Raw genomic sequence first — 15830 nt, 5'->3', positions numbered from 1 at the left:
GGCGTTGGGAAACGTCCGGCTTTTTTCAAATGTAAACCGATTTATAAGGCACTATAACAAATTTAAAGCTTTGAATTTAAAAAGTAACATCATAAGCATTTTAGTGCTTACACTGCCTTTAATACCTCTTAGTATTGTAAGGTATAACAGTATAGTAAAAGGCAAACCATCACTCACAGAAAATAAGGTTTATAATATAAAAAACTGTGGTGCAAAGGATGATGACCGTACCGTAAACACTGTTGTTATTCAAAAAGTAATTGACAGTTGCAGTGCAAACGGTGGCGGAACTGTGCTTATTCCGCAAGGAACCTTTGTGAGTGGCGCTTTGTTTATAAAACCAGGTGTGAACCTGGAGATACAAAAGGGCGGTGTACTTAAGGGTTCTGTTAATATAGACGATTACCCGCGTCAAATGACGCGCATTGAAGGGCACTTGCAAATGTGGCGACCTGCTCTCATAAACGCTAAAGGTATTCACCAGCTATGCATAAGTGGCGGTGGTGAAATAAATGGCAGCGGTCGTCCGTTTTGGAAGTTGTTTTATGATACACGGACTAAAGTTGCCGGAACTGCAAACTTAGATGTAGACAGACCGCGGCTTATGTTTATTGAGGACTCGCACGACGTTAAAATTTCTGGCATAAACTTTAAAGACTCCGGCTTTTGGAATCTTCATTTGTACAGGGATAAGAATGTGATTGTTGAGAACTGCCGGTTTGAAGCAGCACACCGTTCAAAACCCGATGACCATGCTCCCAGTTCTGACGGTATTGACGTTGACAGTTCGCAGGATATTTTTATAAGCAAATGCTACTTTGCCGTTGGCGACGATGATATTGCGCTCAAAGGTACAAAAGGGCCTTTTGCCATGAATGATAAAGATAGTCCCCCGGTTGAGCGCATTCGTATAGCCGATTGCGTATTTGAGGCTGGTGGTGGCGTGGTTACATGTGGCAGTGAGGCAACCATTGTGCGCGACGTAACCATTGAGCGTTGCGTTGCCAGGGGAGTGAATGTACTAAGGCTTAAACTACGTCCCGACACGCCGCAACAATATGAAAATATAAGTTTAAGTGATATAACCATGTCTGGCAAATCGCAGCTTTTAAAGGTATCACCCTGGACACAGTATTTTGATTTAAAAGGTCAGCAACCACCTTCATCACTGATTAAAAACATAAGCATCAAAAACGTAAAAGGTGATTGCGCAACTTTAGGTGAGGTAAAAGGAACTGCCAAAACAACCATTCATCCTATACAGCTTACTAATGTAACGCTGGCTGTGGCAACTGTAAATTTATCAGACAGCACCTTCAAAAATATTGCTTTAAAAAATGTGGTTATCAATGGCAAAGCTTTTACGGCTACCAGATAAGTAGATGTTAACTTTTTATCAAAGTAAAGCTTTCCGTAAAAGGAAGGCTTTATTTGTTTTACACAGGTGGAAAAGTTTTTATTGTTTTTAACAAATCCCTAACATTAGCATGTTTTTGAAGTAACATCAGAGCTAAATCTTTGCAGGGTATGGAATATGTTACCCTTATTCGCAATGGTTGCCTTACAACTTTTAAAATGGTTTACTACCAGTATCATCCAAAGTTATATGCTTTTTTGTTGGGTAAAACATCTTCATCTTACATTGCCGAAGAGGTTGTGCAGGTAACATTCATAAAGCTATGGAACAACCGCGAAAGTCTGTCACTGCAATTTGGGTTGGATGTTCAACTGTTTCGCATTGCACGTACCACGCTCATTGATGAGTTACGAAAAGATAGCATCAGAAATAACCATATTAGCCGCATTGAATTTGATATAAACGCCGGGTATAATGAACAATTTGATAACCGCGAAACGTTAAAAAACGTTACTAAAGCCATTGAAAAATTGCCTCACGTACGTAAAACCGTTTTTAAATTGAGTCGCTTTAACCACCTCACTAACGCCCAAATAGCGGCAATGCTTTCCATCTCAACCAAGACTGTCGAAAATCATATCAATCTTGCTTTAAAAGAACTACGCAATTCAACAATAATTACAGTTTCCTTTCTTTATGTAGCTCATGCAATATTAAGTAATTATTAAGTGTTGGGGGTTAGCATTGTGACGGCCGTATTGTTTGTATATGCAGCCCACGCCAGCTCAAATTATTAAATATTTTAAACGCGAGTGCACATCCCACGAAGCTGAACTTGTTCATCAGTATTTGTTAGCGCACCCCGAAGTACTTGAAGAATACGTTGGTGAAAAGGAGTGGAATGATTTAGCACTTTACGGTAGTCCTAAAACCTCGCGCACCGAAAAAATGCTGGGCAATATTCTGCTGGGCATTGAACGTCACTCCGAGCAAAAGGTAAGGCTCATAAATCCGGCAATTGTTAATGCTTTAGCTGCTTGCTTATGCATAGCGGTAAATATTTTATTATGGGTGCACTTTAACCAGGTAACTAAGGCTAAACCAGTGCCGTTTGCGGCAAAAGTAACCAAACAATTAAATTGGAAGATTACCAGAAACAAGGCCAATCATGAGTTAAGCATTTTGCTGGATGATGGCTCGCACATAGTAATGGAGCCAAAGGCTACTATAAGATACACTGTGCCTTTCAAGCGTAATGCCAGGGAAATATATTTAAAAGGTGTTGCCCGTTTTCACGTAGCTAAAGATAGAAGCAGGCGGTTTACGGTTTATGCCGGGCCGTTGGCAACTACCGCTTTGGGTACTGTGTTTAAAATAACAGCCAAGCCAAACAGCATACAGACCAAAGTAAAGCTTTTAAGCGGTAAGGTAAAAGTTGTGCAATTCCAAAACCCCGAGCCCGAGAGTCAGGCAGTGTATTTATTGCCGGGTAAAGAGCTTGTGTTTAACAATAAACACCAATCGCTTATAGTTTCAGCGTTTAATCTAAACCCTGTTAAAGCAAAGTTTGCAGTGCAGGCCGGCAAAACCATTATAAAAGGTGATACGCTCAACTTTACAAATCAGCAGCTCCCGCTTGGAATTAATAAAATTGAAGAGACCTACAACGTACACATTCAATCGCGCGTAAGCTTAAAAAAGTATTACTTCACAGGCGAGTTCAATACCCGCACCGAAAGCCTTAACAACGTTTTAGGCACCATTACGGCACTTAATAAACTGCACTTCAATATGCAGCCCGATAGTACTTACATCATCACTAAAAAATAAACTACTGCAAATCAACCCAAAAAAGTTATGAACAAAACTTACAAGCAATGTTTTAAATGCCTGCAGGCAATCTTCCTCATATGCGGCTTTTTGCTGCTTGGAAATGCCTTGCACGCTCAATCTGGTCCATCGGCCTCAGGTATGGTTAAAGACACCCTCGGAGTACCCATAGTTGGAGCAACCGTTAAAGCCGAAAACAAGCTTACAGGCAAAGCAACCAACGCAACTACAGATGTAAATGGTGTTTTTAACATCAGTAATCTCCAAACGGGTGGCAACTACAGCTTCACCTTTACATTTATTGGTTTTGAAACTAAAACACTTACAGGTTACCAGGCATTGGCCGGTAACAAAATTTCACTTTCGGTAACGCTAAAAGAAAGTGCAACCTCGTTAACCCAGGTGGTAGTAACCGGCTACGGAACCAGCCGTAAAGCCGACTTAACCGGTGCCATAACATCGGTGCAGGCAGAAGATTTTAATCGCGGCGTAATAAGCTCTCCGGCACAGTTGCTTCAAGGTAAGGTTCCGGGGTTTAACATTACGCGTAGCGGTAACCCTAACGACAGGGGTTCGATATTGCTCAGGGGGCCATCAACATTACGTGCCGGTGCGCAGGAACCTTTTTATGTAATTGACGGCGTTCCGGGTGCATCAATTGATTTATTGGCACCTGATGATATTATGAGCATTGATGTGCTTAAAGATGCATCATCAACCGCAATTTACGGTGCGCGGGCTGCCAATGGTGTTATTATGGTTACTACCCGCAAGGCAAAACCGGGGCAATCAAGCCTGAGTTATAGTGGTTACGGCGCAGTTGAAAACGTATCCAACCAGATTGCCGTACTTGGTGGCGATGAGTTACGCAGCTACCTGCAGGCCAATAACCGTACCTTAAACCTGGTTGATAATAATGCCGGTGCTAATACCGACTGGCAAAAGGAACTTACTCAAACAAGTATCTCCAATAACCACAACGTTTCCCTTAATGGTAACTCAGGCCAAACGGCTTACAACGTAAGTTTAAACTACCTGAATAATAAAGGTATCATTAAAACATCCGGACTTGAGCGTTTCATCTTACGCGCCAATATTGATCAAAAGTTTTTTGATAACCGATTGCGCTTAAATGTTTCGGGCGTAAACAGTGTTACCAGCAGCCGTAACATTGCCCGTGAGGTATATCAAAATATGCTTACTTACTTGCCAACGGTAAACGTAAGGCAGCCTGACGGCTCTTATACAGAAAACTTTACCCGTACACGTGGATACCTGAATCCGGTATCATTGATTGATAATAATATCTACAACAGCCGGGTAAAAACCTTTTTAGGAAACGCAATTGCCGAAGCACGTTTATTCACAGGTTTGAAGTACACGCTAAGCATCTCTTACCAAGACGAGCAAAATTATAATGATTCATATAACAACCGTTTCTCGGGTTTAGCCCAAGGGCTTAATGGTTATGCTCGTAGACAATCATGGACAAACAACAAAAAGATTATTGAAAGTTATTTTAACTATGATAAGCGGTTTGGCAATCATGACTTGAAGTTGCTTGCCGGCTACTCATGGCAAGAGGATGAACGAAACAACGGTTTTGGTACTTCAAATCAAAACTTTGTAAACGATAATCTTACCTACAACAATCTTACTTTAGGCAACGCACCTGCAGGAGCAGTAATTAATTACAGCGTTGATGATCCTATACTGGGTGGCACCAATCCACCTATTGCTATATTAAGAATTATATCTTTTTACGGCAGGGCACAGTATAATTATAAAGACAAGTACCTTTTCCAAACATCATTGCGTCGTGATGGATCTTCAGCGTTTGGCGCCAATAGCAGATGGGGATATTTTCCATCAGTATCGGCAGCATGGAACATCAGCAATGAGGACTTTATGAAAGGTGTAAGCTTTGTAAATAACCTCAAACTAAGGGCTGGCTGGGGTAGCTCAGGTAATAGCGACGGTATCAGGCCGTTTACTACGCTGTTGCTTTATGGTGTAACCACCGGTTCGAGGTTTTACTACAACGGAAGTTACATTAATCCGATTGGCCCGCGTCAAAATCAAAACCCTGATTTGAAATGGGAAACTACTGATGTAGCTAATATCGGTGTTGATTTTAGCTTGTTCAATAACATCCTGTCAGGTTCGGTTGATGTGTATGATAAACGTACCAAAGATTTAATCAACGATTACCAGGTGTCAACAACTCAATATTACCTGCCGTTTTTAACGGCCAACGGTGGTAACATCAGAAATAAAGGTATTGAGGCCATAGTTAGCGTAAGGCCATTAGTGGGCAAAGCCCTGAAATGGACAAGCACGGTAAACGTGGCTTATAACAAAAACACGGTAGAGTCACTATCAAGCAATTTATTCCAGTTAGATTATCAGCGTACGGCCTACCTTGGCGGTAAGGGGCAATCAGCTAATCCTTCGCAAATTTTGCAAACGGGTTTACCATTAGGCTCCTTCTTGTTAGCTCGTTACGCCGGGAAGGATGCTCAAGGGGTAAGTCAGTTTTACAAGGCCGACGGCTCAATATCAACCACTCCACCCGTAGTGGCCGATTTTGCTTATGTTGGCAATGCACAGCCAAAACTTATTTACGGTTGGGGCAACACCTTTACCTACAAAAATGTTGATTTAGGCTTTTTTGTACGAGGTGTATTGGGCAACAAGGTTTTGAATGCAACCCTGGCTAATTTAAATAGTCCGTCTGATGCCACTAACGTGAACATTCCAAGGTTCACGTTAAACGAGTCTCCCAACGATAATAACGCTTACATACTTTCAGACCGTTATCTGGAAAGCGGTTCTTACCTGCGTTTAGATAATGCTACGTTAGGCTATAACATTCCATTGAAGGTAAAATCAATAAACCGCTTGCGCATTTATGCCACCGGAAATAATTTGTTTTTAATAACCAAATACCGCGGTATTGACCCCGAAATGAATATGGGTGGTGTTACGCCCGGTATTGATAACAACAATTTCTATCCTAAAACACGCTCATTCCTTTTAGGCTTAAACGTTACTTTTTAATCATTAATCAACAATGAAAAAGATATTATTTTTTGCGGCGTTAGCTTGTGCTGCTGCAAGCTGTACCAAACTTGATGTTCCGGTAAAGTCTGAACTTACGCCTGATAACTTTCCAAATAACCCTGAAGGATACATTGCAGCTACCGGCCCTGTATATACCCAATTGCGCTCAATTTACGCGGTAGATTATTGGAGAATGCAGGAGCTATCAACCGATGAGGCTATCATACCAGCCCGTGATGGTAATTATGACGATGGCGGACAATATCGGTTTTTACACATGCACACCTGGGGGCCCGATCATCCAAACGTGCGCTCAAACTGGGAGTGGGGTTTTGGAGGAATAAATGCTTGTAACAGGCTTATTAGTTTATTTGAAACCAATGGTGCTGTTGCAACGGCAAAGGCAAGTATTGCCGAACTGCGCACCATGCGTGCACTGTTTTACTTCATTATGATGGATTTGTATGGTAATGTGCCCATCATATCAACATTCCCTGTAAATGGTTTGCCTAAAACAGCACCACGTGCCGAGGTATTTCAGTTTATTGAGAAAGACTTGAAGGAGGCTATTCCAAATTTAAGCAGCACTGCAGGCACACTTACTTACGGTAGGCCAACTAAATGGATGGCATTTACACTGCTCGAAAAACTATATCTGAACGCACAGTATTACACCGGCCAGGCCCGTTACACCGAAACTGTAGCCATGGCTGACAGCGTTCTGGATCGTGCAAAAAACATATATTCGCTTGATGCCGACTACATGACTTTGTTTGCGCCGGAGAATGGGCCTCAAATAAAAGAAACGATTTTTGCTGTGCCTTACGATCCGAACGTTGCCGAAGGTAATCACTTTACGCGTTTTGGCTTACACACCGCTGTTCAAGCCAAATACAGCATACCATTTAGGCCAAGTATTGCTTTGAGTACTATCAAAGAGTTCTGGCAAAAGTTCAATTTAACGGGCGATGTTCGTAACAACACCTGGCTGGCCGGTAAACAATATGAAAACAACGGAGCACCAATTATTATCAAATCAACCAAAAAAGGCGTTGATGCCTCATATGCAGGCGCCGATGGTACTGCATCTGTAGATTATCATTTGGATTTTACGCCTGAACTTACACTGGTTAGGCCTGCCACTATGGATGTTGGCAATGATGAATTAGGTAAGGCCAAAGGTGTACGCTCAATTAAGTTTTACCCTGATAAGAATGCCAATCCAAACACCCGTTTTCAAGGGAATGATATGCCAATACTACGTTTAGCTGATGTTATAATGATGAAAGCTGAAGCAATTTTACGCGGCGCAGCACCAACCTCTGTTGGCGGCGAATTACAAACAGCCGATGTATTGGTGAATAAAATACGTACGCGTGCAAAGGCACCTGTATTAAGCGGTATTACGCTTGATCAGCTACTAGACGAGCGTGCACGTGAGTTTGCCTGGGAGGGCTGGCGCAGAAATGATTTAATACGCTTTGGCAAATTTGAAAGCGCCTGGGGTTTTAAAAACAACGCCGATGTAAACAAGCGTATTTACCCGGTTCCAACAAGCGAAAGGTCATTGAATCCTAACCTGGTACAAAACCCGGGATATTAATTGCTGCTGTTTTAATATATTGCGCTGCAAAGTGATTTTAACGCAGCGCAATATATTGCTGATTGCACCCTAATTAACCAACTAAAATGAAACGAAGAGATTTTGTTAGAAATACCGCTCTAACGGCGCTTGGTACTTCAGTTGCCGCTCCGTTGAGTGCACTGGCTGAAAATGCGGTTACGCATTTTGAAAGCGAAGACCTTGCACCTGCTGGCCCCGAGCCAAATGGATTTACCCTTAACTTTTTGGCACTTGGCGATTGGGGACGAAACGGTGAATGTCTTCAATTGGAAACAGCAAGACAAATGGGCGATTGGGCAAAAAATAATCCTATAAACTTTATATTGTCTGTAGGAGATAATTTTTATCCGAAAGGAGTGGTAAGTGAGCAGGATCCGCTGTGGCATTACTCATTTGAAAATGTATATACCGCACACTCTTTACAGGCCGATTGGTTTGCGATTTTAGGTAACCATGATTATTACTCAGATCCTGATGCTCAGATACGCTACAGCAAAATTAGCCGCAGGTGGAACATGCCAGCCCGTTATTACAGTAAAGAGGTGGCATTGGGAAAAGACAAAGGCAAAGTGCTTTTTTTAATGATTGACAGTCAGGCCATTGTTCAAAACCACGAAGATCAGCATCCGGAAAAGCAACTTGCCTGGATAGATGAAACCTTGAAAAAAGCATCAGCCGATGTAAAGTGGAAAATAGTTGTGGGTCATCATCCAACGCACACCGCAGGACCAAGGGTAAGTAATTATGATACACTTGCTATTAGAAAAGCATTAAAACCATTATTGGAAAAGCACAAGGTAGATGTTTACTTATCTGGCCATGAGCATTCAGTACAACATTTAAAGCCCGAAGGATTTACCCACCAGTTTATTTCAGGTGCAGGTTCAGAGCTAACCTATATTACACCTGGAATTGAGTATAGTAAGTTTGGTGCCTCTGAAAATGGGTTTATGTATTTTTCGGTAGACGACAAGCGTTTGAACGTAAAGGTGGTGAGCGTAAGCGGAAAAATTTTGTACAACACACAGTTAAGCAAATAAACTACGTTTAATTAACATAGTGTTGCTGGCATTTAATTGCCAGGTGTTATCGTAGTAATGAAAGGGCTCATTTTTGTGAGCCCTTTTTTGTAATTAATTTTTATCAAAAGCCGTTATGCGAAACCAATCAAAATCAGCATACCCTGAGTCGTTAATTTGTGTAGAACGGGTGCAAAATAAGCCAAGCTTGGCGCCTTTCCATTTGCCAGGCGTAGCTTTAAATTCATCACCAGTTACTTTAAATATTGAACCATCAGTGCTGTAGCTAAACCTGCACATGGCATCTTTCGCCACCATTACACGCAGATATACGCTCGACGATTCCAGCTTGGTTATTATCTTTATATCTTCCAATTCACCTTTATCTGCGTCTTTGCATACGCCGTAATATAAGTAATCTCCATCCTTTTTATGTATTATACCAATGTTGGCGTAACTTAAGCCCATTATAGCTAGTCCGACTTTTTCACCGTCTAATTTAATATTTGGCTTAAATTCCAGTTTGGTGGTTGCTGTAAACTCATCAGCAGGGAATTTTTGAGATAGCATGTTCGGAATATCCCACAAGTTTTTAGCTCCTTCAGGTGCCTGTACACTGTATAACCTAAGCACTCCTTTAGCCGGATGCAAATAATTCCAATGCGCTTTGTTGTTAGCCACCCATTGCCATTGTAACCCTAGCACATTATTGTTAAACTCGTCACTTTCAACCGGATTTTCAATGACTGATGCAATGTTGATTTTAGGTTTTCTATATTGGTAAACTGGTTCCCCTTTGCCATCGCCATCTACGTCGGAGCCTATCACCGGCCAGTTATTTTTCCACGTCATGGGTTGTAAGTGTACTACCCGGCCGTAAGCATCTTTGTCTTGAAAGTGAATAAACCAGTCTTCTCCCAACGCGGTGTTTACCCATGCGCCCTGATGCGGACCGTTCACTGAACTTTTACCCTGATCCATTACTACTTTGCGTTCATAAGGACCGTAAATGTTTTTGGAACGCAACACCACCTGCCAACCGGTTGAAACACCCCCGGCCGGGGCAAATATGTAATAAAAGCCGTTTTGTTTGTAAAATTTAGGGCCTTCAATTGTTGGGTCAGTTTCGTGCCCGTCGTACACAATCACCCCTTCGTCAAGTACCTTGTCACCATTTTTATTCAGTTTGTTTACGGCAATTATACTTTTTATACCCGCGCGGCTCCCCGCAAAACCATGCACCAGATACATTGAGCCATCATCATCCATAAGAGGGCAGGGGTCAATAAGTCCTTTGCCTCCCATAACAAGCACCGGCTTGCTCCAAGGGCCAGCAGCGTTAGTTGCTTTAGTTAGGTAAATCCCAAAATCAGGATCGGGGTAGTATAAGTAAAACTCTTTATGGTAATACCTGATAGATGGAGCCCAAACGCCGTCACCGTGACGGGGAAGATTGAAATGATCGACAGGATATTGTTTTTGTAGGGCATGACCTATTATTTTCCAGTTTACAAGATCAGTTGAATGGAGTATGGGCAACCCCGGTATGTCTTCAAAGCTCGAGCTAACCATGTAAAAATCATTTCCAACCCGTACTACATCCGGGTCTGAATAATCGGCGTTTATAATTGGGTTTTTATAATAACCGTTGTTTAAGTCGGGTGCCCAAACTTTCGAGTGGTAGGGTAATTCCTTACTTAAGGGTGCTGATTTTTGCTGAGCATTTGTGTTCCTGGGTACACAATGAACTAAAATCAGAAAAACAATAAATGCTTTATTGAAATGGTAATAGCTTAACATGGTATAAAAAAGCCGCTCCGGCTTATAATTTTAGGTTGCTGTAAGGTAATTACATTAAAGTTATTCACGATTAAAATAAAATTTAAATTAAATCTACTAGTTATATAGACTTTGTATATATTTGTTTTATCTAAGCAATCTGAACGCATTAAAATCATGACGCAAAAGAGCACAGCATACCTTTTTAGCAACATCACCAGCAATCGCTGTTGTTGTTGTAAGTGCTTGTAGTTTTGTGCCCTCGGCGTTTTTCAAATTTTATTAACCCAAATTTTCTTTTTTTCATATGGACTATCCTCAATTTGATATACTTGAGATTACTCCTGAGTTGGAGTATAACACTAATAAATATCAAAAACTTAAACCTGTAAAAACAGGCGAAAGTGTTAAGCATGGTTTGCCGGTGACTGTGATTGGCGCTTTAAGTAATTTTAGTAATGCTAAGGCATTGCCAAAATTAAGCAAGGTATTAGTAGTTTATTTTTATTCTAAGCATTGGGGCAATGTTGGGCTGGAGCACCTAAAACAGCTGAATACTATAAGAAATGAAACTAAATTTTACGACGGAAAAATTGTAGTGGTTGATGCTGATGGAGATGAAGATGCGTTACAGCAATTACTGTGGATGCACAATATATCGTTACCTATACATTCAGATGCAAATGCTACCATTGCCGGTTTATTTGGCGTGTTTTCTGAGCATAGCCCAACCTGGAATTTTTACGGCGGTATTGATGTAAATATTCCACTTCCGGCCACTTATGTAACTGATCATGATTTTAAAGTAGCTTTTAGCTATCCAAATGAAAACATCAGTAACACAATTCCGGTAAATGAAGTGGTTGATGCTGTGTATCGTTCCAATAATTATCTGGCGGGAAAACGTTCGGCGTAATGATCAAATGGCGGAGTGGCCGAGTGGTTAGGTAGGGGTCTGCAAAACCTTGTACGGCGGTTCGAATCCGTCCTCACGCCTCAAATATATCCATTTGCTTAATAGCGGCTTTCAATCAATAGGCTAAACATATTTGAGATGTTTTAGTTAGCTTAGCTTAAGAACAAGCCGTTCTTGCCAAAGGAGCTAATGAAGCTGAATAAATATGATTATGATGCAGTAATTGTTGGCGCAGGCCCTAATGGTCTTGCGGCTGCAATTTTAATGCAACAACAAGGACTTAAGGTACTTATTGTAGAAGCAAAAAGTACCGTTGGCGGCGGGCTACGCACTGCAGAATTAACATTGCCGGGTTTTAAGCACGATATCTGTTCAGCAATACATCCGCTGGCATTTAAATCACCATTTCTTAAAACTCTTCCCCTTCATAACTTCGGTTTAAATTACGTAATGCCGGATATAGACGCTGCGCATCCTTTTGATGACGGAACTTGCGCCGTGCTCAAACGTTCCGTTGAAGAAACTGCCGCTTTACTTGAAGGTGATGAGCAGACTTACAAAGCTTTAATCTCGTCATTAGTCAATAGCTGGCCATTAATAGCATCTGACGTTCTAGGCCCTTTAAAACTGCCAAATCATCCATTCAAAATGGCTGAATTCGGGCTAATTGGTTTGCAGTCGGCAACAATGCTTATCAATAAATTTAACACCATGCTTGGGCAGGGGCTTATTGCCGGTATGGCCGCTCACGCAATTCAACCTTTACAAAACCCGGCTACTGCTGCTGTAGCATTAGTATTATTACTTACCGGTCATACTGGTGGTTGGGCAACACCGCAAGGCGGTTCACAGTCAATAGCTAACGCGATGGCCGCTTACTTTTGTAGCCTTGGCGGTGAAATACAAACTAATTTCTACGTTACCAGTTTGAAGCAGCTTCCGTCTGCAAACGCTGTTTTATTTGACGTAACGCCTCAGCAAATGCTTCAAATTGCCGGGCACCGTTTTTCAAGCCTATATAAATGGCAGCTGGAAAAATACCGCTACGGCGATGGTGTATTTAAAATAGATTGGGCATTGGATGCTCCTATACCTTTTACAGCATCAAATTGCCTAAATGCCGGCACGATACATTTAGGCGGTACGGCTGCCGAAATAATAGCGGCGGAACAAGCTTCGGCTAAGGGCCAATATACTGATAAACCTTATGTTTTGCTGGCTCAGCAAAGCTTATTTGATGAAAGCCGCGCTCCATCGGGCAAACATACTGGTTGGGCATATTGCCACGTGCCAAATGGCTCTACCAAAAACATGACAGACATTATTGAAAGCCAGGTTGAACGTTTTGCTCCGGGGTTTAAAGAAAGAATAATAGGCAGACATACCATGAATGCAGTACAAATGCAGGAGTATAATGCAAATTATATTGGTGGAGACATTAACGGAGGGAGGCTGGATCTGACGCAATTATTCACCCGCCCGGCACTGCGTTTTTCGCCATACCGAACATCGGCTAAAGGTTTGTATATCTGTTCATCATCAACACCACCCGGTGGCGGTGTGCATGGTATGTGCGGTTACTACGCCGCAAAACGAGCACTCAAAGACATATTTAACATACGTATTCAACGTATTTAGTAACCTAAAGACTGTAATATCTCGCTAATGGAAAAGTGAGCGCCACATACAAATTCATCAGCCGCACCGTAATATATGGTTAGTTGGTCGCCATCAATTATATGGCCGTTAGTAAAAACTACATGTCCAAAAAAACCGCTGGTTTCATATTCTTCCAATGGTTCCATTATCGGATCTTCGCTCCGCGCCAGTACTTTCGATGGATCTTCCAAATCCAACAAAACCGCTCCAAGACAATATCTATGTTCTTTGGTAGCGCCATGATAAATCTCCAGCCAGCCCTTTTCAGTTTTAATAGGTGCAGCACCACCGCCAACGCGGCCGCTATCCCAATATCCGGCACGTGTTTTCAAAATACATTTATGGTTGCCCCAATGTATACCATCAGGCGACTCGGCAATCCATATAAAATTACCACCCAGGTCAACGCTGCTCGGTCTGTGTAAGGCATAATACTTGCCGTTAATTTTCTCCTCAAATATGGCGCAATCCTTATTGTGCGGAGGCATAATTAGGCCATGCGAGGTAAAGTTTTTCCAGTTGGTTGTTTTGCGCAGCGCAACGGCTACACCGTTTGATGATACTGCAGTAAAAGTCAGGTGATATTCGCCTTCAACCAAGCTAACCCGGCAATCTTCAATACCAAACGTTTGCAGGTATCCCTGCCCAAACAGCTTAGGGTAGCCCTCAGGCTCGTAAAAGTTTATGCCGTCATCGCTGCACAGAAGGCGCAGGTGTGACAGCGTTGTAAGGTAATCAATGCCCTTGTATCGAATAACGCGTGCGTCAGTAGCAATCAGGTCGGCATCGTTCAGTTCAATTTCCATTATTTCTATGCCCCCATCATCGGTAAGCACCGGGAACGATACATGAACCTCGCTTTGCTGAGGCCGCTCGGCTACCCGTACCAATAGCCATATTTTACCATCAAACCTAAACACGCCTGGATTAAGTAAACAGGCAACCTGCAAACCTTGGCCACTGGCGGGTAAGTCTTTGGGAGCTAACAATGGATTTTGATCAAAACGTTTAGCTATATCTGGCATTGCTGTAAAGTTTCTTATTATACTATTAGTTAACCACAAGGCTGTGAAATTGTTGATTTTCTTGAACTATAATTAATCATTCCATACAATTAATACAGTGGTAGGATGAACTTCAAAAAATAAATCAGAGGATTGACGCATTTAGCCTGCTTTATTAATAACGGTTTTCTATATTTATTCCCATTATCGTAAAATCGAACATACACTAAATCTATGAAGTTAGAGAAATTCTCATTTGGCATGGGCGACCGCTTTGCTCATCAGGGCGAAGCACAACTGAAAGCAGTTATGAAGGCTAAAGAGCAGGGCGTAAACATTACCCCAATCTGGAACAAATCAAACCGCGAGCACAAAACTGTTAAAACCGAGCCTGCCGAACTACGCGCCGAAGCTGATGCAGCTGTAGCAGCATTAGGTTGGACCGATTCTTACCGTGTTGACGCCGATCATATTACCTTGGCAACCGTTGATGGTTTTATTGCCAGCTCTGACTTTTTTACTTTAGATGTTGCCGATTATATTGGTAAAGCTGCTCCTGACGCTGAGATTGAAGCTTTTGTTGAGCGCCGTAAAAAGTATGTTGGCAGCCTGTCAATACCAGGTATTGCTGAACAGTTTGAAATTACTGAGGACATGCTTCGCGAAATTGCTGGTAAATTTCTTTTGGCTGCTATAGAAGCTGGTAAATTATACAAGCATATTGCTGCCGGTAAAGGTGAGGATAATTTTATTGCCGAAGTATCAATGGATGAGGTTAATGATCCGCAAACCCCGGTTGAGTTATTCTTTATACTAAGTGCACTAGCCGATAACGATATTAAAGCACAAACCATTGCACCGAAGTTTACAGGTCGGTTTAATAAAGGCGTTGACTACGTAGGCAACCTTCAACAGTTTGCTAAAGAGTTTGAAGAAGATATATTGGTTATAAGAGAAGCTATCAAAGAATTTGGCTTACCTGAAAACCTGAAATTAAGCGTTCACTCAGGTAGTGACAAATTTTCAATTTATGCACCAATTGCTGAACTAATTAAAAAGCATGATACCGGCATTCACCTTAAAACTGCGGGTACTACCTGGTTAGAAGAGATGATAGGCCTTGCCGAGGCGGGTAATGAGGCTTTAGAATTGGCTATAGAAATTTACATCAATGCATTAGGTCGTTTTGATGAGCTTTGTGTGCCTTATGCTACCGTTATTGACGTGCAAGAGAGCCGATTACCAACTGCCGAAGAAGTACAGGGTTGGAGCGGCGACAAATTTGCTAACAGTTTACGTCATGACCAAAAGCATCCAGATTTCAATCCTGATTTTCGTCAGATGCTTCACGTGGCTTACAAAGTTGCGGGTGAGAATGGTGACCGTTACTATGCTGCCCTTAAAAAGTACAAAGATATTGTTGCCGCCAACGTAACGCTTAATCTTTACGAGCGTCACATTGTGCCACTATTTTTAAGCTAATATTAATAAATTATATTTTTGAAAGACATGCAGTTATTAAAGCTGCATGTCTTTTTTGCTTTATACGGTGAATGATCTATGCTTAAAACATCGATAT

At 41.8% G+C, this 15830-nt stretch carries 11 protein-coding genes and 1 tRNA gene; 10 read left to right on the top strand and 2 right to left on the bottom strand.

Features of this window, described 5'->3' with window-relative positions; all coding sequences use genetic code 11:
• The first annotated feature begins 70 nt into the window (after positions 1 to 70).
• From GO816_RS12700 to GO816_RS12675, 6 genes are all read left to right on the top strand, one after another.
• Positions 71 to 1378 carry a glycoside hydrolase family 28 protein gene (locus GO816_RS12700; protein WP_198171513.1) on the top strand — a complete coding sequence of 436 codons (1308 nt, stop codon included), beginning with the start codon at positions 71 to 73 and terminating at the stop codon, positions 1376 to 1378.
• A 149-nt stretch (positions 1379 to 1527) separates the two neighbouring features.
• Positions 1528 to 2085: a sigma-70 family RNA polymerase sigma factor gene (locus GO816_RS12695; protein WP_157542300.1), complete on the top strand. Its 558-nt coding sequence runs from the start codon at positions 1528 to 1530 to the stop codon at positions 2083 to 2085.
• Positions 2086 to 2125: 40 nt separating this feature from the next.
• The gene (locus tag GO816_RS12690; protein WP_157542299.1) at positions 2126 to 3187 is read left to right on the top strand and encodes a FecR family protein; all 1062 of its coding nucleotides are present in this window, start codon (positions 2126 to 2128) and stop codon (positions 3185 to 3187) included.
• A 27-nt stretch (positions 3188 to 3214) separates the two neighbouring features.
• Positions 3215 to 6247, top strand: coding sequence for a SusC/RagA family TonB-linked outer membrane protein (locus GO816_RS12685; RefSeq protein WP_157542298.1), 3033 nt, complete (start codon positions 3215 to 3217; stop codon positions 6245 to 6247).
• Positions 6248 to 6260: 13 nt separating this feature from the next.
• Positions 6261 to 7853: a RagB/SusD family nutrient uptake outer membrane protein gene (locus tag GO816_RS12680; protein ID WP_157542297.1), complete on the top strand. Its 1593-nt coding sequence runs from the start codon at positions 6261 to 6263 to the stop codon at positions 7851 to 7853.
• Between the two features lie 86 nt (positions 7854 to 7939).
• On the top strand, positions 7940 to 8914 hold the full coding sequence (locus GO816_RS12675) for a purple acid phosphatase family protein (RefSeq protein ID WP_157542296.1): 975 nt from the start codon (positions 7940 to 7942) through the stop codon (positions 8912 to 8914).
• 93 nt (positions 8915 to 9007) lie between these two features.
• Here GO816_RS12675 and GO816_RS12670 read toward each other — a convergent pair whose 3' ends face one another.
• Positions 9008 to 10693 carry a glycoside hydrolase family 43 protein gene (locus tag GO816_RS12670; protein ID WP_157542295.1) on the bottom strand — a complete coding sequence of 562 codons (1686 nt, stop codon included), beginning with the start codon at positions 10691 to 10693 and terminating at the stop codon, positions 9008 to 9010.
• A 286-nt stretch (positions 10694 to 10979) separates the two neighbouring features.
• On the opposite strand from GO816_RS12670, the gene GO816_RS12665 reads away from it, so the two are divergent.
• The 3 genes from GO816_RS12665 to GO816_RS12655 all read left to right on the top strand — a co-directional run bounded on the left by GO816_RS12665 (position 10980) and on the right by GO816_RS12655 (position 13226).
• Positions 10980 to 11588 (top strand): redoxin domain-containing protein, encoded by a 609-nt coding sequence (locus GO816_RS12665; RefSeq protein ID WP_157542294.1) that lies wholly within the window; start codon positions 10980 to 10982, stop codon positions 11586 to 11588.
• A gap of 9 nt (positions 11589 to 11597) precedes the next feature.
• Positions 11598 to 11669, top strand: a tRNA-Cys gene (locus tag GO816_RS12660).
• Between the two features lie 108 nt (positions 11670 to 11777).
• Positions 11778 to 13226 (top strand): phytoene desaturase family protein, encoded by a 1449-nt coding sequence (locus GO816_RS12655; protein ID WP_157542293.1) that lies wholly within the window; start codon positions 11778 to 11780, stop codon positions 13224 to 13226.
• On the opposite strand, the gene GO816_RS12650 is transcribed toward GO816_RS12655, so the two are convergent.
• A complete protein-coding gene (locus GO816_RS12650) occupies positions 13223 to 14272 on the bottom strand; it encodes a glycoside hydrolase family 130 protein (protein WP_157542292.1) in 1050 nt (349 codons plus the stop codon). The two genes, GO816_RS12655 and GO816_RS12650, sit on opposite strands and share 4 nt — an antisense overlap.
• 213 nt (positions 14273 to 14485) lie before the next feature.
• Between GO816_RS12650 and GO816_RS12645 the strand changes: the two genes are divergently transcribed.
• Positions 14486 to 15733: a tagaturonate epimerase family protein gene (locus GO816_RS12645; protein WP_157542291.1), complete on the top strand. Its 1248-nt coding sequence runs from the start codon at positions 14486 to 14488 to the stop codon at positions 15731 to 15733.
• Positions 15734 to 15830 lie beyond the last annotated feature (97 nt).

It is taken from the genome of Mucilaginibacter aquatilis (assembly GCF_009755275.1).
In the GTDB taxonomy this organism is placed as follows: Bacteria; Bacteroidota; Bacteroidia; order Sphingobacteriales; family Sphingobacteriaceae; genus Mucilaginibacter; species Mucilaginibacter aquatilis.
Note: the sequence above shows the minus strand (reverse complement) of the source record. Positions and strands in the feature narration are given on the sequence as shown.